Below are 18,084 nucleotides of genomic sequence, written 5' to 3'. Positions count from 1 at the left end.
GGAAGAGGTGGTGGGCGCGGCTTGAAGCGCGACGACTTCCCCCTTCGGGCCGGACTGGCCCTCAAGTCCGCACACATTGGTTCGCTATAAGCGGTTCAGCGACCAAAAATCATGCGTACTCCCCACTTCCACGGCCTGCGGGCCCGGCTTTTTCTGCTGCTCATGCTGGCCGTCCTGCCCTGGGTGGTGGCGACGGGCTATGGCTTATTGCAGATCCGTCAGGCGGCCCATACCGAGGCGGTTGCCAAGGTGGAGGCGTTTGCCACCCAGGCGGCGTGGGAGCAGCGTCAGGTCGTGGAGGAGGCGCGCACATTTCTGAGCGTGCTCGCTGCGCTGCCGGAAGTCGCACGCGGTGATACCGCGGCCTGTGGCGCACGGCTGGCCATGCTTAAGACCCGCAGCCGGGGCTATGTCAACGTGGGTGTGATCGGTCCCGATGGCCGGCTCGTGTGCGACCTCATGGGGGGTGCCGGCACCTACCTGGGGGATCGGAGCTATTTCCAGGCCGCGCGCGCAAGGCGCGGCTTCGTGGCGGGGCACTACATCATCGGCCGCGTCTCCGGCCAGGCCGTGATGCCCCTGGCCTCTCCCATTGTCGATGAGAGGGGCGAGGTGACGCGCGTCATCTATGCCGCCATTGGTGCCGACTGGCTGGCATCCCGACTCACCCTTGCGGCTTTGCCTCCTGCCACCGTCGTCACCCTCCTGGACCGCCAGGGCACGGTGGTGGCCCGCCTGCCGGCCGAGCCGCGATACTTGGGTAAACCCCATCCCGCTGCGGCCCTGGTTAAGGCGGCGCAAACGGGGGGTCCTGGCGGGATCCTGGAAGTGGGCGGCGATGCGCCTAGCCTGATCGCCTACACGCCGCTTGACTGGCGCGGTGTGGCGCTGGCCTACGTGGCAGTCAGTGTGCCCGTGCGCATGGTGGAGGCACCCGTCGAGGAGGCGCTGCGCTGGCGCTTCCTGCTGGTGTTGGGTATGACGCTGGGCGTATTCGCACTGGGCTGGATGTTTGCGGAGAAAACCGTGCTCGCACCCGTGCGGCGTTTGCGCGACTTTTCCCGGCGGCTTGCCCAGGGGGACCTGTCGGCGCGGCCCGAGCCGGCAGGCGAGGGAGAACTTAGTGAACTGACGCACAGCCTGGGTGCCATGGCTGCCAACCTGGAGCAGTCCCGGGGGATGCTGGAACGAATCATGGACGTGGTGCCGGAAGCGATCCTGGTCACCGATGTCCAGGGCTCTATCGCCATGGCCAATGCCCGCTGCGAGGCGCTGTTCGGCTACCGCCCCGACGAGCTCAAGGGCCAGTCCATCGAGTTGCTGGTGCCGGAAGCGCAGCGCGACCTTCATGTGCGCCTACGGGCCGAATACTGGGCTGCACCGCGGCCGCGGCCAATGGGCAAACCGGGTACGCATGTCCTCGCCCGGCGCAAGGATGGCAGCGTCTTTCCGGTAGACGTGAGCCTGGGGCCGTTGCCCACGGAACAGGGCTTTAAGGTGGTGGCCGCGGTGCGTGATGCGAGCGAGCGCAAGCGCTTCGAAGAAGAGCTCCTGCGCCAGGCCACCCATGATGCCCTCACGGGGCTACCCAACCAAATGTTGTTCCGCCAGCTCTTGCAGCAGGCCATGATGCAGGCAGACCGGGACGAGACCCTTCTGGCGGTGATGTTCCTGGACCTGGATGGTTTCAAGACCATCAACGATACCCTGGGCCACGGTGCAGGGGACGCCTTGCTCAAGCAGGTGGCGGCTCGTATCCGTGGCGCCGTGCGCGCCGCGGACGTGGTGGCCCGCCAGGGTGGGGACGAGTTCACCCTGCTCATCGCGGGTGTCCGCCAGATCCCGGACGTGACACGGGTGGCGGACAAGCTGCTGGCGGTAGTGGCCAAGCCCTACCAGATCGAGGGGCGGGAGGTCAACGTTTCCGCTAGCATTGGCATCACCCTCTATCCCCTGGACGACGCCGATGCCGAGCACTTGCTGCGTAACGCGGATACCGCCATGTATCGCGCCAAGCGGGAAGGCCGTAACCGCTACAGTTACTACACGGCCGAGATGAATGCCGAAGTCAAGCGCCGGCTGGAGTTGGAGACTGGCCTGCGCCGGGCGCTGCGGGAGGGACAGTTCGAGGTGTTCTATCAGCCCCAGGTGGCGGTGGAAAACGGCTGTTGGGTGGGGTTGGAAGCGCTTGTGCGCTGGCATCATCCCGAGCGAGGGTTGGTGTCGCCCGACGAGTTCATCCCGGTGGCGGAAGATAGTGGGCTCATCGAGCCCATCGGAGAGTGGGTCCTGGCGCAGGTCTGTCGCCAAATTAACGAGTGGAAGCGGCGCGGCTTGCCGTCTGTGCGGGTGGCGGTGAATCTCTCTGCGCGTCAGTTTGCCAAGCCTGGGCTTTTGGACGACGTGGCCGCCATCCTGAGCGCCGAAGGCATGGGCACCTGCGCCAAGCAGATTGAACTGGAAGTGACGGAGAGCATTCTCATGGGCGACCAGCGCCGTAGCATCACTCTGCTGGAGGGCTTGCGTGCCATGGGGCTATCCTTGTCCGTCGACGATTTCGGCACAGGTTATTCCAGCTTGAGCTACCTCAAGCGTTTTCCCCTCACTGCCTTGAAGATCGACCGCTCCTTCATTGACGGCGTGGTAGACGATCCCAGCGATGCCACCATCGCCGGCGCCATCATCGATCTCGCCCACAGCCTACACCTGTCGGTGGTGGCCGAAGGCGTGGAGACAGAGGCCCAGTGGCAATGGCTGCGCGCCCACGGTTGCGATTTCGCCCAGGGTTATTTCTTCGGTCGGCCCATGCCAGCCACGGAGATCGAGGCGCGGCTGACCGCCCGGCTGGCTGAGCAGGCATGAAGCGTCCCCAGGGAGCGGGAAAACTGGGATAATTCCCCGCTTTTGTCGGGGAAGCCGTGAGCAGCCTGAGTTACATCATTCTTGCCAGCCTCGCCGGCGGCGTGCTGAGCCTCCTGGTGGCGGCGATGGTCGCCTTTTCCGCCAGCGCGGCCCTGGTGCCGGTGCTGGTGAGTTATGCCATCGGCGCGCTCTTAGGCGCGGCCTTTCTGGAGATTCTTCCCCATGCCCTCAAGGAAGGGGCGAGCGTGAGTATTGTCAGCGCGACTTTGCTCGCGGGCATCCTGCTTTTCTTCCTGCTGGAGAAACTCGTGCTCTGGCGCCATTGTCATACGACCGCCTGCGAGGCCCATGCGCCGCAGCAGCCGGGCCATGATCACGGGCGCAGCGGGCTGATGATCACCATTGGGGACACCTTCCACAACTTCGTGGACGGGGTGATCATCGCGGCTGCCTTCCTCACCAGCGTGCCGCTGGGGATGATCACTGCCCTGGCCATCATCGCCCATGAGATTCCCCAGGAAGTGGGCGATTTTCTGATCTTGCTCCATTCCGGCTACAGCAAGGCGCAGGCCTTCGCCCTCAACCTGCTTTCCAGTCTGGCTACCTTGGTGGGCGGCGTGCTGGCTTGGTACGCACTGGAAGCCGTGCATGGTTGGGTGCCCTTCGCCCTTGCGCTGGCGGCGTCGAGCATGATCTACGTGGCAGTGGCGGATCTCATTCCAGGCTTGCACCGCCGCGCCGAGCTGGGTGCCACCTTGCAGCAGGTGCTGCTCATCGCCTTGGGCGTGGCCTCCATCGTGGCGACTGAACATCTGGTTGGCCACCTTGCGTGAAGCGCTGGGATGGAGTTTTGCATGAAAACACCCAAAGTCGGTTTCGTATCCCTAGGCTGCCCCAAGGCCACGGTGGATTCCGAGCACATCCTCACCCGCCTGCGCGCGGAGGGCTATGACATCGTGGGCAACTACGCCGAAGCGGATTTGGTGATCGTCAATACCTGTGGCTTCATCGATGCCGCCGTGGAGGAATCGCTGGAAACCATTGGCGAGGCGCTGGCGGAAAATGGTCGCGTGATCGTCACCGGCTGTCTCGGAGCTAAAGGGAACGTGGTGAGGCATGTCCATCCCCAGGTATTGGCGGTGACCGGCCCCCACGCCACAGAAGCGGTGATGGAAGCGGTTCATGCCCACCTGCCCAAACCCCACGACCCTTACACAGACCTGGTGCCCCCGCAGGGCGTGCGCCTCACGCCGCGTCACTACGCCTATCTCAAGATTTCCGAAGGCTGCAATCATCGCTGCACCTTCTGCATCATTCCCGCCCTGCGCGGCGATTTGGTGAGCCGCCCGTTGCACGAGGTGATGGGCGAGGCGGAACGTTTGGTCAAGGCCGGCGTGAAGGAGATCCTGGTCATCTCCCAGGACACCAGCGCCTACGGGGTGGACGTGAAATACCGCACGGGCTTTCACGCTGGCCGCCCGTTGCGCACTCACATCACGGAGCTGGCGCGCGCCCTGGGCGAGCTGGGCGTATGGGTGCGGCTACACTATGTTTATCCCTATCCCCACGTGGACCAGCTGATTCCCCTCATGGCGGAGGGCAAGCTGCTCCCCTATCTGGACATTCCCTTCCAGCACGCCAGCCCGCGCATCCTCAAGGCCATGAAGCGGCCCGCTGCCGCCGAAGATACTCTGCGGCGGATCGAACGCTGGCGCGAGATCTGCCCGGACCTCGTCATCCGCAGCACTTTCATCGTCGGCTTTCCCGGCGAGACGGAAGAGGACTTCCAGCAGTTGCTGGAATTTTTGGAGGCAGCCCGCCTCGACCGCGTGGGCTGCTTCACCTATTCGCCGGTGCAGGGCGCGGCGGCGAATGCATTGGCCAATCCGGTGCCGGAGGAAGTGAAAGAGGAACGCCGGCAGCGGCTGATGCTAACGCAAGAGGACATCAGCGCAGGCAAGCTCGCCGCGCGCATTGGCCGCCGCCTGCGGGTGCTGGTGGACGAAGTGGACGAGGAAGGGGCCATCGCCCGCTCCTTCGCCGATGCGCCGGAGATCGACGGATTGGTGTTCGTCACCGACGGCCAGTCGCTCAAACCCGGTGAGTTCGCCGAGGTTACCATCACCGACAGCGACGTGCATGACCTGTGGGCGCGGCTTTAGCGGCACCGAGTGACGGGCGTGCTCGCCGCTTGTCCGTCCCCCATCGGCAAGACCTGTGGGAGCGCACCTAGCCGCGACTGCTGACGCAAGTGGCCAGCGTCCCGACCACGAGTAAAGCTGTTGCCCGCAAATGCGCCCGGCGGTGTTAGCATTCCGGCAGGACACGAGCAAGAGGCCGCCATGGAGAACTTCCACCACATCGTCGAAGCTGTGCAGACCAACTGCTACATCAACGATGCGCGTCACGCCCAGGACATGACCATGTGCACCTACCTCCTGGAGATGCGACAGTTCTATCGCTGGGAACACAGTCTGCCCCATTCCCAACGCCTGCCCAAGGATGAGCTTGGCGCATGGCTCACGGAGCGCGAGGCGTTGTGGCAGGGACTGGAGAACCAGGATTACCGCCCGGTGCCCGTGGCCTCTGGTCCGCGCGATCCATTCGAGACGGAGGCCATCAATGCCGATCTGGTGCCCGAAGGTTACGTCTATGGCGGCGGCATTGGCCGTTTCAACCGGCCCCATTTCTTTCTTGCCAGGCTTGGTCGGCGTGAGGTGCGCCATGGTGTCACCGTGCTCATCGCCGATTGCGAGTACGCCCGGGATCTCATCGCGCCGCCGGCGGCACTGCTTGACCGCACCATTTATCTGCGCCGGGAGGCGGTACAGGATTTTCTCTGGAGCAAGCTAGAGGAATGGAACTGGAAGCGCCAGGACAACGCCCTGGGACGGGCGCTGGCCTACTATGACTTCGACACTGACCCGGATGCCGCGCTGGAACGCATGACCGAGGTGGAAGGTGAGGCCATGATCCTACACGAATTGGGCGAGGCCCTGGCGGGCGAGTTGCTGGGCGAAGCGCGCTGGCAGGCGTTACTCGCGGGGTGCAGCCGTCACAAGCCCGAGATCGTGGCGCGCGCCGTGCGCGACAACCTGGCCGACTGCATGGTGACCCTGCCCACTCTGCTTTCGCGTGGCATGGATAGCTCCATCCACTTCTTTTTCGGCAACTTCACTGGCATGCGGCTCAAGCTCTTTCCTGGCGCCTATCAGGCCTATCGCCGCGGCGTGGAGGCAGGCCATTGGCAGGCCCTGAAGGACATGACCGAGCGTGGCCGGGCACACTGGGAAGCCATCGCCCGCTCAATCGTCGCCCTCGATCGCCATGATCCCGAGGCCGACCGCAGGCTTGCGGCCTTGGCCGACCAAGCCGTGCTCTGAGCAGACCTGCCGGGCCGTGGCGCGAGCTGGGCCTGGTGCGAGCGGCTTAAACCGCGATTGCCGCGGGGGCCGTGCCGTAGCCCTTCACTCGCCGTCGTTTTTCGCCGGCCTGACCAGTTGCACCACCTTGGCAGATTTGGGTTCCTCGCCCGGGTAGTAGGGACGCATCGGGGCCAGGCCGAGCATTTCCGCGAGTTCCCGCTCGCGGGCGGCGATCAGGCCGAAGCATTCGCGGATGTCTCGGATGGTGCTCTCGCGCAAGGGGTTGGGGCGACCGGCAACGGGGGTGACGTCTTTGACCACGGCGGCCAGCACCTTGCGCATCACGCGCAGGATCTGCTGCTCCTTGGTCAGCTCATTGGTGGAAGTCGGGTTGTTCATGGGGGCTTTCCTCGCTCGATGCTGGACAACCGAACACTCTACCCGCTTGCCGCGCCAGCGTCCATGCTCCAGATGGGCAGGCCACGGGCTATCTCACGAAGCGTCGCACCACATCCATTAGCTCGCCGATGGCGGCCTCGCCCGAGCCCTGACGGACCGCATTCTGCACGCAGCCGCGCGTGTGGTCCTCCAGGATGACGAGCGCGGCGGCATCCAGCGCAGAACGGATGGCTGAGATCTGGGTGAGGATGTCGATGCAGTAACGGTCCTCCTCCACCATGCGCGCCACGCCTCGCACCTGGCCTTCGATGCGGTTCAAGCGCTTGATGAGGGCCCGCTTGTGGGGCTGCACCACGCTCTTGCCTGCGTGCGCGGGCGTGGGCCGGCCGCCGTGACAGGATGCGTCAGCTGACTTCATATCCAGCGTCCCGGATGGCAGCCTTGAACTGGTCCGGTTGCGCCCGCGCGGGATCGTAACCCACCTGCACCTTGCCGCTGTCCAGGCTGACCTCCACCAGGGAGACGCCGTCGATGGAGGTGAGTACGCGCTTGACGCTGTTGACACAGCCGCCGCAGGTCATGCCCTTGACGTCGAGAGTGATGGATTCCATGAGTGCTCCTTTCTTTGGTGACGAAGGTTTATAGCGGTCGATCCCACGCTGGGCGTACAACGCCATTGCCGCGCAAGCGGCAATCCAGTCCCACGTGCCTGCCGCTTTTGGATTCCGGCGCTCGTTTGGCTCGGCCTGGCTGACGGTCCTGGCCTCATCCCGTGAATCAGAGTCTTCCATGGCCGTTTTCCTGGCGGCCGGTTTTGCGTGGAGGAAGGAATTGTCCTACGCACCGACATCATCCTCGCGAAGCGGGCAAGGGAAGGGCCGATGCCGGACGCCAACGCTTGAGCAAAAGGGCGTTGCTCACCACCGACACCGAGCTCATGGCCATGGCTGCACCCGCGATCACCGGACTGAGCATGCCCAGTGCCGCCAGGGGGATGCCCAGCACGTTGTAGATGAACGCGAAGAAGAGGTTTTGGCGGATCTTGGCGAGGGTGGCGCGTGACAGGGAAATGGCGTCCGCTACGCCCATCAGGCTGTCGCGCATGAGGGTGACGTCCGCGGCTTCGATGGCCACGTCGGCACCGGCACCAATGGCGAAGCCCACGTCGGCGGCGGCCAGTGCAGGGGCGTCGTTGATGCCGTCACCCACCATGCCCACGCGCCGTCCCGCCTCGCGCCGCCGGCTGACTTCTGCCGCCTTGTCCTGGGGCAGCACCTCGGCCACGTAGTGGCGGATGCCCGCCTGCGTGGCGATGGCGCGCGCCGTCGCTTCGTTGTCGCCGGTGAGCATGATTACTTCCAGCCCCAGTGTCTGCAGACGGGCCACCGCCGCCGCTGAATCCGCTCGTAGGCGGTCGGCAAGCGCCAGATGACCGAGAAAGCGTGTGGCGCTTGCCACGGCGACCACGGTCTTGCCCTGCTCGGCAAGCAGGGGGGCGGACGGCACAGTGATGTTGAGTTCCGCGAACCAGGCGGGTGCGCCGAGGTGGAACGTCTCATCCCCCACCCGGCCCGTGACGCCCTTGCCAGCGATGCTACGAAACTCGGTGACAGCGGGAAGGCGCAGGCCGCGCCGACGCGCTTCCTCGACGATGGCCAGCGCCAGCGGATGAAGCGAGCCCTGTTCCAGCGCGGCAGCGGTAGCCAGCAATTCCGCCTCCGTGACACCGGCAGCGGGCAGGCAATCGGTGAGCCCTGGCCGCCCTTCGGTGAGGGTGCCGGTCTTGTCCAGGATCACCGTGTCGATGCGACCCGCCAGTTCCAGGGCGCGGGCATCGCGCACCAGGATGCCGGCCTGGGCACCGCGCCCCATGCCCACCATGATGGCGGTGGGCGTGGCTAGCCCCAGAGCGCAGGGACAGGCGATGACCAGCACGGCCACTGCATTGATGAGGGCCTGGGTGAAATCGCCAGCAATCCCCCACCACAGACCAAAGGTGACCACGGCGATGCTAAGCACCACCGGCACGAAGATGCCGGAGATGCGGTCGGCGAGGCGTGCGATGGGTGCTTTCGAGCCCTGGGCTTCTTCCACCAGCCGCACGATGTGGGCGAGCTGCGTATCCGCGCCGACGCTGGTGGCGCGTAGGCGCAGCGTGCCTTCCAGATTCTGGGTGCCCGCATAGACTTTGCTGCCCACAGTCTTGTGCCGTGGCCGGCTTTCCCCGGTGAGCATGGATTCGTCCACGCTGGAATCTCCCTCCAGCACCTCGCCATCTACCGGGATGCGTTCGGCCGCCCGCACGCGGCAGACGTCACCAGCGCGAATCAGCTCGATGGGGACTTCCTGCGCCTGGCCATCCCGTTCCACCCAGGCGGTGCGCGGCGTGAGGCGTAACAAGGCCTCCACGGCGGCCGATGTCTTGCTTTTGGCGCGCGCTTCCAACAGCTTGCCCAGCAGCACCAAAGTGATCACCGCTGCGCCGGCTTCGAAATACACGTGTAGATGATTTAGGCCAAGCAGCGTGACGACGGTTGAATACAGCCAGGCCATGCTGGTGCCCAGGGCCACCAGCACGTCCATGTTGGCGCCCCCGCCGCGCAGGGCATGCCAGGCCCCTACGTAGAAGCGCTTGCCCGCCCAGAACTGCACCGGCGTGGCGAGGAAAAACTGTAGTCCCCGTGGCAGAAGATCGTGGGGCAGGCCTGCCAGCGGCGCGAGCATCTGCAGCAGCAAAGGCAGGGTGAGCGCGGCGGCGACCCAGAACACGCGGAATTCATGGCGGTAGGCCGCTTCCTTCTCGCGGCGCAGGGCTTCGCGCTCGGCACCCACCATTTCGCGCGCACCGTAGCCTGCGCGTTCCACCGCGGCGATCAGATCGCGCAGCGTCACGGTACCCGGCGTGTAATACACCAGGGCCTTCTCGGCGGCAAAATTGACCTGGGCCTCCACACCCGGCAGGGCATTGAGCACTTTTTCGATGCGTGCGGCACAGGCGGCACAGGTCATGCCGCTGATGGCGAGCTCGGCGCGCTGTTTCGGCACCTCATAGCCCGTCTTGCGGATGAGCTCGATCAGCTCAGCGGGTGAGGTCGCGCCGGGATCGTATTCGATGCGCGCTCGCTCCGCCGCTAGGTTGACTTGGGCCTTGACCCCGGGCTGGCGGTTCAAGGCTTTCTCGATGCGCACCGCGCAGGCGGCGCAGGTCATGCCGGCGACCGGCACGTCGAGTGTGCAGGTGGATGGCGCATCGGCACGGGGGGACGGGGCGATCTCCGTCATATACCCATGTAGGGTATACGGCCTGACGTCGGCCGTCAAGAAGGATTCGACATGCACGGCGTCAAACCTAGAAACCGCTGCCGGACATGGTTTCTATTCAGGCTCGGGAAAGTTGGTGACAGGCCAAGGATTGGACCGTTATTCCCGCGCAAGCGGAACTCTTGAGCCCACTTCGCTGCGGCCAACACGGACCGAAGAGGATCGCCGCTAAAGCGCTTCCCACAAGCCGGCGCGCCGCGAAAGTGCTTCCCACGAGCCTGATGAGGGTGACTCTGTGGGAAGGCTTCAGCCGCGACATGACGCTCAATAGGTTAAAGCCGGCGCACCGGTGACCGATATTGGGAACATAGACACACCTCGTTTCCCGCCGTGGCCGGTTGCCAGCAGGCCGACTATGCTTGACAATGGCATCGGTCATGTACCGAACTACGGCGGGGTATAGTCTGGCTTCCGGCACCGCCGGCCAGCTAGCTCAGGAAGGAAACACCATGGATACCTACGAACGCATCCGCAGCCTGATCGCGAAGGAATTCAATCTCAACGAAGCCGATCTCAAACCGGAGAGCCGATTGGAAGACTTCGGGCTGGATTCCCTGTCGGTGATCGAATTTATGTTCACCCTGGAGACCGAGTTCGACATCGTGCTCTCCGAGGAGCGGGAGCAGATCAACACGCTTCAGGACATCGTCAACATGGTGGACCGGCTGTTGGCCGCAAAGCAAGCGGGGGGAGGGACACCCGCATGACGCCTCGCGTGGTGGTGACCGGTCTCGGTGTGGCTTCGGCCTGCGGCATCGGTTGCGAGCCCTTCTTTGCCAACCTCATGGCCGGCCGCTCCGGCGTGAGCCGCCTGCCGGTGGACATGGGTCCCCATCCAATGCAGGGCGTGGCGGCGCGCATCACCGAAGATTTGGCGCCCCACCTGCCGCGGGAGGCGGTGGGAACCGACCGCGTCACCCAGCTCGCCATGATCGCCGCCCAGCAGGCCATCGAGGATGCAGGCCTCGATCCGGCGACGCTGGATGCAACGCGCGTGGGGGTCTATCTGGGAACCGGCATGGGCGGGGCCAACACACTGGACGAATCCTACAGGGAAATCTACGACAAGAAGGCCGTGCGCCTGAAACCCACCACGGTGCTGCGGGTGATGAACAACGCGCCCACTGCACACATCTCGCTGGCCTATGGCTTCAAGGGTCCGACCCTCACCTTTAGCGTCGCCTGTGCCTCTTCCGCCGTGGCCATCGGCGAGGCCATGCGTCTCATCCAACATGGTCAGGCCGATGTGGTGGTGGCGGGCGGAGCCGAGGCCTTGCTCGCCTACGGTGTGGTCAAGGCTTGGCAGGCCTTGCATACGCTGGCGCTGGAGGCACCGGAAGGACCGGAGGCGTCTTCCCGTCCCTTCGCCAAGGACCGCACCGGCCTGGTGCTGGGCGAGGGTGCGGGCATGCTGATCCTGGAATCCCTCGAGCACGCCCGCGCACGCGGAGCGGGCAAGATATACGGTGAAATGGTGGGCTATGGCGTGTCCAGCGACGCCGCTCACATCACCAAGCCTTCCGCGGAGGGTCAGGTGCGTGCCATCCGCGGTGCGCTGCTGGATGCGGGGCTGGACCCGGAAGCGATCGGCTATATCAACGCCCATGGCACGGCCACCCAGGTGGGGGATGAATCGGAAACCGCCGCCATCAGGGAAGTGTTTGGTGAGCATGCCTACCGGCTTGCCGTGAGTTCCACCAAATCCATGCACGGCCATACCCTGGGTGCTGCTGGTGGCCTGGAGATGGTGGTTAGCCTGCTCGCGCTGGCCAAGCAGGCGATTCCGCCCACCGCCAACCTGCACATGCCGGACCCTGCTTGCGACCTCGACTATGTGCCGCTGGTGGGGCGCAGCGGCGTCGCGCTAGGCGCCGTCATGTCCAATTCCTTCGCCTTCGGCGGGAGCAACGCCGTGCTGGTGGCGCGGCGTTTTGGCTGAAGGGGGTCTCTACCCAACCGCGGATCAAGACTCCGGCCGCATGTGGGGAAATAGGATCACGTCGCGGATGTTGGGCTTGTCCGTGAGCAGCATCACGAAGCGGTCGATGCCGATGCCGCAGCCGGCGGTGGGGGGCAGGCCATATTCCAGAGCGCGGATGTAGTCGGCGTCGTAGTGCATGGCCTCCACGTTGCCCGCTTCCTTCTGCCGCGCCTGTTCCAGGAAACGCTCGGCCTGATCCTCCGGGTCATTGAGCTCGGAAAAGCCGTTGGCTAGCTCGCGGCCGGCGACGAACAGTTCGAATCGCTCCGTGATCTCCGGATGCTTGTCGCTGCGGCGCGCCAGCGGCGAGGTCTCCGCCGGGTAGTCGATGATGAAGGTGGGTTCGAACAGCAGGTGCTCGGTGGTCTCTTCGAACAGGGTGGTCTGCAGCCCACCCAGACCGTCTTCCTTGCGGTATTCGATGCCGTGTTTTTCGAAATAGTCGATGAGGAAGGCGCGGTCGTTCAACTGTGCAGTGGTGAATTGGGGGTGATGCGCGACGACCGCCTGCACCATGGTCAGGCGGCGGAATGGCTGGCCGAACTCGATGCCGCGGCCCTGGTATTCGATCGCGGTGCGGCCCAGTACCCTGACCGTGATGTCCCGCAGCATCTCTTCCACGAAATCCATCAGAAAGCGGTAGTCCTTGTAGGCCGCGTAAAACTCCAGCATGGTGAACTCGGGATTGTGGCGGGGGGAGAGCCCCTCGTTGCGGAAATTGCGATTGATCTCGAACACCCGTTCGAAGCCACCCACCACCAGGCGCTTGAGATAGAGCTCGGGCGCGATGCGCAGATAAAGCGGCATGTCCAAGGCGTTGTGGTGGGTAATGAAGGGGCGTGCCGCCGCGCCACCTGGGATGGGGTGCATCATCGGTGTCTCCACTTCCAAAAAGCCGCGCGCGTTGAGGAAGTCGCGAAAGGCCTGGATGATGCGCGAGCGCAGCACGAAGGTGAGCCGCGTATCCTCGTTCATGATGAGGTCCACGTAGCGCTGGCGGTATTTGAGCTCCTGGTCGGCCAGGCCGTGGAACTTGTCCGGTAGTGGCCGGATGGCCTTGGTGAGGAGGCGCACATCCTTCGCTCGCACGGACAGCTCGCCCTTGTTGGTCTTGAACAGGGTACCGCGCACGCCGATGATGTCGCCCAGGTCGTAGTGCTTGAAGGTCTCGTGGGCGGCGGCACCGGTGTGGTCGTCAGAGACGTAGATCTGGATGCGCCCGCTCATGTCTTGCAGGGTGGCGAAGCTCGCCTTGCCCATCACGCGCTTGAGCATGATGCGGCCGGCCACCGCCACCGGTACTGCCAAGGTCTCCAGTTCCGCCTTGGACTTGTCCTCGTAGGCTGCGGCGAGTGCCTCGGCCAGATGCTCGCGCTCGAAATCATTGGGAAAGGCCACGCCTTGTTCACGCAAGGCCTTGAGCTTGGCGCGCCGTTCGGCAATGAGGGCGTTCTCGTCGTGGGAGGGGATGGCTTCGTGCTGGGTCATGGATCGTCTCGGGCAGAAGGTTTCGTTTGACTCATGGCGCGACAGGCCGCATCTTACAGCAAGCCTTCCTGCTCGCCTTTTTCGCCGTGGGCAAGCATCCATTGGGCAAGCGCGGCGAGCTGCTTGGGCAAGCGTGCTTGATCGAGCGCGGCCAGACGTTCCCGGTCGCGGGGTGTGAGCGCGGCGCGGTGGGGAAGCGCCGCGATGTCGGCCGGCGCCATGCGCCACGGCCGCCAGGGTAGTCCCCGCGCCTCCCATAGCCTGCCCGCATCGAGTGCGATCTCGATGCCGGCGGGGTCCGGGTCGCAGGCGATCTCGGCGGGAGCGGGCGCCAGGGCAATCAGCCGTGCCATGGCCTCCCGCCACCAAGTGGGTGCAAAGCCGGGCAACCAGACCACGCCGGTGTCCGCTTCCCGGGCCCGCGCCAGGCGTTCGAAGCTGGTGCGGTTCTCCACCAGGCGCCAGCGTGCCACACTCTGTTCCCCCTGCCGGGCGGCGTGTACGGTGGCGGGGGTGATGGCGCAGAAATCCGTTCCTGCCGCGAGCTCCAGGCGGCCCGTTGGGGTGATGAGGGTGAGCGGTGCCGCGATCAATAGCAGGGGTGTGTGGCGTTCGATGCCAAGCTCGGAGAGGTCTATCCGCGTCTCCAGCCAAAACCATTCGGCGTCGGTGACCGCCTTGGTGCTGCCGCGCGCGTAAAGGGCGAAGTCGCGCCGCGTGCCGCTGCGTTCTTCCTCGTGCCAGCGCTTAGCCGCCGCCAGCAGCTGGCCGCGGGCCAGCGCGCGGGCTGGGGGCAATCCATCGAGCTCGGCCACTGCCTGGGCAAACAGGGGCTCGCACCGGGCTTGTAGGGCCTCGCGTAGCAGGCGCCATTGCTCGGCCAGCGCCGCCTCGTCCGGCAAGCCCAGTGCGGTGCGCAGGGTGGGAAGGTCGATCAGTTCCACGCGCACAGGCCACCAGTCGCCGTGGCGGCGCGCTTCTTCCACCCTCGCCCAGCCCTGGCGCACCAGCCAATCGAGCAGGGCTTGCGCGGTCTGCAATTCGGCCGCACCGGCTTCCTTAGCCAGCGTCTCCCAGCGGCTGCGTCCGCCGCGGGCGATCCAGCGCACAAGCAACGCGCGCCAAGGTTGGGGCAGGGTCTCCACGCTGGCACCGCGCTGCGCCCGGTAGCGTCGCCGTCGGCGGGGCAGGGGACGGTCGTCCAGTGCTTCGACGATGAAGGGATCAGTGTCCGTCATTGGCGGCATCGCGCACGAGCACGCCCACCCGTGGCGCCCAGGTCTCGCCTGGCCGCTTCTTGAAGGTGACCAGGGTAAGCATGGCGGGATCATAGACGTTGACGTTGTGGGTCACCGGCGTGGTGAGCAGATACTGGGCCCGTGTCGCTTTGAGGAAGGCGGCCACGCGCTCGATGTTGACGATGTCCAGATGGGCGAAGGGCTCATCGATGAAGACGAAGCCACCGGGACGGGACTCTTCCATCATCAACGCCACCAGCAGGATGAGGGATTTCATCACCTGCTGGCCGCCGGAGGCATCGCCATCGTTGAGGCCCATCAGGCCTTTTTCGTCGAAGTCGAACTTGACCACGAGTCCCGCCTGGGCGAGCGCCAGGTCGCTTAAGTCGCTTCCCAATGGCTCGTATTCCACGCGGATGCCCGCCATCTCACCCAGGGTGCGCAGATTGCGGCCATAACGGCGCACGCTATGGGCGAGCACCTTGCTGTACTGGGCGCGCGCAGCGTCGGTCTGAGCCTGCGCCATGGCGTTGTCGCGCCGTCGCTGTGCAAGCTCCTGGCTCTGGCGTTCGTAGTCGGCGCGGATCTTGTCGCGCAGGGCGATCACCGATTCGTCCGTCTCCCACGATTCCGTGGCAAAACGCGCTTCGATCTCCTCGATGCGCCGGCGCACGTTGGTGGTATCGCGCCATTTGTCCGTGAGTACCTGGTTGGCGCTGTGATCCCGCCAGGCGGCGGGCAGGGTCCTGTTCAGGTGACGCAGGCGGCGAATGCGATCGGCCTGTTCCTTTCGCCCGGCGGAGTTGGCGCGTTGGGCGAGCTCGCGCTCGATCGCGGCGAGTTGCAGTTCCTGTCGGTTTTGGTCCTGCAAATGCGCCTGGAGGGTGGCCTCCGCTCGGCCACGTGCTTCGCGCGCCGCGTGTACCGCCTCACCCACCGCGCGCCGCTGCGCCGTGAGGGCTTCCTGTTGCCGTCGCGCCTCGGCGAATTCCGCGGCCCGGGCGGCGAGCTGGGTGCCGGCGTCGATGCCGGTGAGGCGGCCACGGATGGCGGCAATCTCGCGCCCGAGCGCATCCAGCCGACCGAGAAGCGGGGCGATGGCGGCGTCAAGCGCCTGGAGCCGGTTCTTAAGTGCCTCGATGCGCGCCTGGCCGAAACGAGCCTGTTCCGGTGCGGCGTAGCGCGCGCCGCGCCGTTCGCGCAGGTAACCGGATCGGGTCACCCAGTCCTGGGCGCGGGGAAGTTTGGCGCCGGCGGCGGCGTCCTCCACGCGCTGAGTGCGTTCCAGCAGACGGATCAACCACTCCGGCACCGCTTTCTTGAAGCGCACCACTTCCAGCAGCGAGCCCTGGGTGGGCAACGGCGCGGGCGTGCGTTCCGGCACGATGTAATGACGATAGCGCAGTTTCTCGCCCAGGGCGAAGGCGCGCTCGGCATCCTGCTGTCGTGCCAGCAGGACGATGTGGGCGAAGGGCGCGAGCACGGCTTCCACCGCCGCCTGCCATGCGGGATCGATGATTTCCACCAAATCGGTGAGCAGATCGTGGTCGATGTCGGCACTGGACAAGGCTAGGCGGAACGCCGCCACATCGGCGGGATCGGTCCGGCGTCCGGCGGCAAGGTTTTCCAAGAGCTCAGCAGTGGCGGCCTGTTCCTGCCTGAGGGTGGCCGCTTGCAGGCGCAGCCGGTCCCGCTCGTCTTCCAATTGTTCCAGCGCGGCCTGATCGGTGCTCGGATCGCCCCCGGCTTGAGCGGCCTGCGCAAGCAGGGTGTCGTGCTGTTCCACCAGCGCCTGGTATTTGCCCAGCGCGCGGTTGATCTCGTTGAGCTCTTCGTAGCGGGCCTGCTCCAGGGCCTCCGCGGCGAGCTTGGTGGCCCGCGCTTCTTCGATCAGGCGACGCTGGGCCGCGATCCGTTCGCCGAGCATGTGCTTGGCGGCGCGCAACTCACGCCATTCCCGTCGCTGGACGGTGAGGACACGGCGTGCGCTCTGCACTTCTCGCTGCAACAGATGGTACTCCAGACGGGGCAGGACTTCCGAGGCAAGCGCCGTCTGCTCGTCGCGCAGGCGTCGCCATTCCAGATAGCGATTGACGCGGCTGTCGTGTTTTTCCAGGCTGGCGGCGAGCATTTCCAGCTGTCGTTCCACCTCGTTCAGTTCCCGCGCGGTGGCTTCCTGGTGATGACGTGCCTCCTGGTAACGGTCGAGTACCTCCTTGTCGCCGAACACCTGGAACACCAGATCCAGCAGTTCACGGGGCGCGAGCTCGGTGAGCTTATCGGTTTGTCCCTGCTCCAGAGACAGCACACGGGCGATGGCGGGCGACAGGCCGGCGCTCTGCAAAAGCCGCTGATAGTCGCGCACACCGAACTCCTGCCCTTGGCTTTCCATTGCTTCGATGGGCACGTTACCTTCCGCGACCCAATACTTGCGCACCCAGTCGCCGCCCTTGCGGTCGATCCGGCAGGCAAGAGTGATGCGGTCGTTTTGAAAGGGTAGGCCGAAGGGTCGGCGGCTGCTGCCCTGGGGCCGTTGGTTGTCCACCACGCCGCGCAGCCAGCAGAAATCCTCGCCACTGCGACGCACGTAGCGCTTGTAATCACGTTTACGGGAGCATTCGAGGGCGAGCAGGGTGCGCAGCGCGTCGAGCAGGGTGGTTTTGCCGGAGCCGTTCGGACCCACGATGGTAATGATGGCGGCATCGAGGGGCAGACGGAAACGCTGCCAGAAGTCCCAGTGCACCACCTCCAGTTCCAGTAGGCGAAACATCAGCTTGCGTCTCCTTCCGTGTTACGGGGTTCATCCTGTTTGCGCAGCAGATCGGCCAACGCCCCCTGCAGAATGCGCGGCGCCATCTCGCCGTAATCGAAGGCAAGATCCAAGAGTGGGCCTTCGTAGATCACCTTGTTGCGCCGTTCGATGAAGCCCAGGCGCGAAAGCTGCGGCAGGATGAACTGGGTGATGCGGGCGCGTCCGCCCAAAAGCCGGGCATAGTCTTCCAGCAGCACGTTCTCGGGGATGCCCCGTGAGGCGTCGGCGGTAAGCTGCCCGGGCACACCGCCGAACATGTCCATCTGGCCTTCCTCGCCATTGGCGCGGGCGAGCTGGCGCTCGCGCTTGGGCAGGATGATGAGCGCCCAGAGAATGACCAACAGGGCGATGGCGTCCTTGGGCAGGGCGATGGTGGTGGCAGCCCACTGGCCGCCGGTCTCGAATACCGCGCTTTCCGTGGACTGGGCCAGGGCCACCGCGATGTGATCGGCGAAGGGGTGGTCCAGCAGGCGCAGTCCGCAGGCGGCCAGCCGGCTTTCCACCTCTTCCCGGAAACTCAGGTCCACCAGCAGGCGGCGAGCCTCCGCGTCTTCGCGCGGCAACCAGCGTAGGGCCAAAAGCCTGGCGATCAAGCGCGCGTGGGCGTCTCGCTCCATG

General features: G+C 65.3%; 14 protein-coding genes. 6 read left to right on the top strand and 8 right to left on the bottom strand.

From position 1 onward, the window contains the following. Window positions 1–111: 111 nt before the first annotated feature. From V6E02_RS03115 to V6E02_RS03100, 4 genes are all read left to right on the top strand, one after another. Complete coding sequence (locus tag V6E02_RS03115) at window positions 112–2,862, top strand: bifunctional diguanylate cyclase/phosphodiesterase (protein ID WP_347307027.1); 2,751 nt, start codon at window positions 112–114, stop codon at window positions 2,860–2,862. 56 nt (window positions 2,863–2,918) lie between these two features. After that, on the top strand, window positions 2,919–3,695 hold the full coding sequence (locus V6E02_RS03110; protein ID WP_347307025.1) for a ZIP family metal transporter: 777 nt from the start codon (window positions 2,919–2,921) through the stop codon (window positions 3,693–3,695). A gap of 21 nt (window positions 3,696–3,716) precedes the next feature. Next, window positions 3,717–5,024, top strand: a complete 1,308-nt coding sequence (gene rimO, locus V6E02_RS03105; protein ID WP_347307023.1) for a 30S ribosomal protein S12 methylthiotransferase RimO — start codon at window positions 3,717–3,719, stop codon at window positions 5,022–5,024. A 180-nt stretch (window positions 5,025–5,204) separates the two neighbouring features. After that, window positions 5,205–6,245 (top strand): Sfum_1244 family protein, encoded by a 1,041-nt coding sequence (locus tag V6E02_RS03100; RefSeq protein ID WP_347307021.1) that lies wholly within the window; start codon window positions 5,205–5,207, stop codon window positions 6,243–6,245. A gap of 84 nt (window positions 6,246–6,329) precedes the next feature. On the opposite strand, the gene V6E02_RS03095 is transcribed toward V6E02_RS03100, so the two are convergent. The 4 genes from V6E02_RS03095 to V6E02_RS03080 form a co-directional block, all read right to left on the bottom strand. Further along, entirely contained in the window at window positions 6,330–6,626 is a 297-nt protein-coding gene (locus tag V6E02_RS03095; protein WP_347307019.1) for a hypothetical protein, read from the bottom strand. Between the two features lie 88 nt (window positions 6,627–6,714). Beyond that, window positions 6,715–7,044: a metal-sensitive transcriptional regulator gene (locus V6E02_RS03090; RefSeq protein WP_347307017.1), complete on the bottom strand. Its 330-nt coding sequence runs from the start codon at window positions 7,042–7,044 to the stop codon at window positions 6,715–6,717. Further along, window positions 7,031–7,237, bottom strand: coding sequence for a heavy-metal-associated domain-containing protein (locus V6E02_RS03085; protein WP_347307015.1), 207 nt, complete (start codon window positions 7,235–7,237; stop codon window positions 7,031–7,033). The genes V6E02_RS03090 and V6E02_RS03085 overlap by 14 nt, the downstream gene beginning before the upstream one ends. A 238-nt stretch (window positions 7,238–7,475) precedes the next feature. Continuing rightward, on the bottom strand, window positions 7,476–9,908 hold the full coding sequence (locus V6E02_RS03080; RefSeq protein WP_347307013.1) for a heavy metal translocating P-type ATPase: 2,433 nt from the start codon (window positions 9,906–9,908) through the stop codon (window positions 7,476–7,478). A gap of 488 nt (window positions 9,909–10,396) precedes the next feature. Between V6E02_RS03080 and V6E02_RS03075 the strand changes: the two genes are divergently transcribed. Together V6E02_RS03075 and V6E02_RS03070 are read left to right on the top strand one after the other, a co-directional pair. Further along, the gene (locus V6E02_RS03075; RefSeq protein WP_347307011.1) at window positions 10,397–10,654 is read left to right on the top strand and encodes a phosphopantetheine-binding protein; all 258 of its coding nucleotides are present in this window, start codon (window positions 10,397–10,399) and stop codon (window positions 10,652–10,654) included. Then, on the top strand, window positions 10,651–11,886 hold the full coding sequence (locus V6E02_RS03070) for a beta-ketoacyl-[acyl-carrier-protein] synthase family protein (RefSeq protein ID WP_347307009.1): 1,236 nt from the start codon (window positions 10,651–10,653) through the stop codon (window positions 11,884–11,886). The genes V6E02_RS03075 and V6E02_RS03070 overlap by 4 nt, the downstream gene beginning before the upstream one ends. A gap of 24 nt (window positions 11,887–11,910) precedes the next feature. Here V6E02_RS03070 and lysS read toward each other — a convergent pair whose 3' ends face one another. From lysS to V6E02_RS03050, 4 genes are read right to left on the bottom strand one after another with little or no spacing between them, the layout of a single operon-like run. After that, window positions 11,911–13,416: a lysine--tRNA ligase gene (gene lysS, locus V6E02_RS03065; protein WP_347307007.1), complete on the bottom strand. Its 1,506-nt coding sequence runs from the start codon at window positions 13,414–13,416 to the stop codon at window positions 11,911–11,913. Window positions 13,417–13,469: 53 nt separating this feature from the next. Then, window positions 13,470–14,654: a DUF2399 domain-containing protein gene (locus V6E02_RS03060; protein ID WP_347307005.1), complete on the bottom strand. Its 1,185-nt coding sequence runs from the start codon at window positions 14,652–14,654 to the stop codon at window positions 13,470–13,472. Next, a complete protein-coding gene (locus tag V6E02_RS03055) occupies window positions 14,641–17,424 on the bottom strand; it encodes an AAA family ATPase (protein ID WP_347307003.1) in 2,784 nt (927 codons plus the stop codon). The genes V6E02_RS03060 and V6E02_RS03055 overlap by 14 nt, the downstream gene beginning before the upstream one ends. Then, window positions 17,424–18,083 carry a hypothetical protein gene (locus tag V6E02_RS03050; RefSeq protein ID WP_347307001.1) on the bottom strand — a complete coding sequence of 220 codons (660 nt, stop codon included), beginning with the start codon at window positions 18,081–18,083 and terminating at the stop codon, window positions 17,424–17,426. The genes V6E02_RS03055 and V6E02_RS03050 overlap by 1 nt, the downstream gene beginning before the upstream one ends. Window position 18,084 lies beyond the last annotated feature (1 nt).

The organism is Thiobacter sp. AK1 (assembly GCF_039822265.1).
Classification (GTDB): Bacteria; Pseudomonadota; Gammaproteobacteria; order Burkholderiales; family Thiobacteraceae; genus Thiobacter; species Thiobacter aerophilum.
Note: the sequence above shows the minus strand (reverse complement) of the source record. Positions and strands in the feature narration are given on the sequence as shown.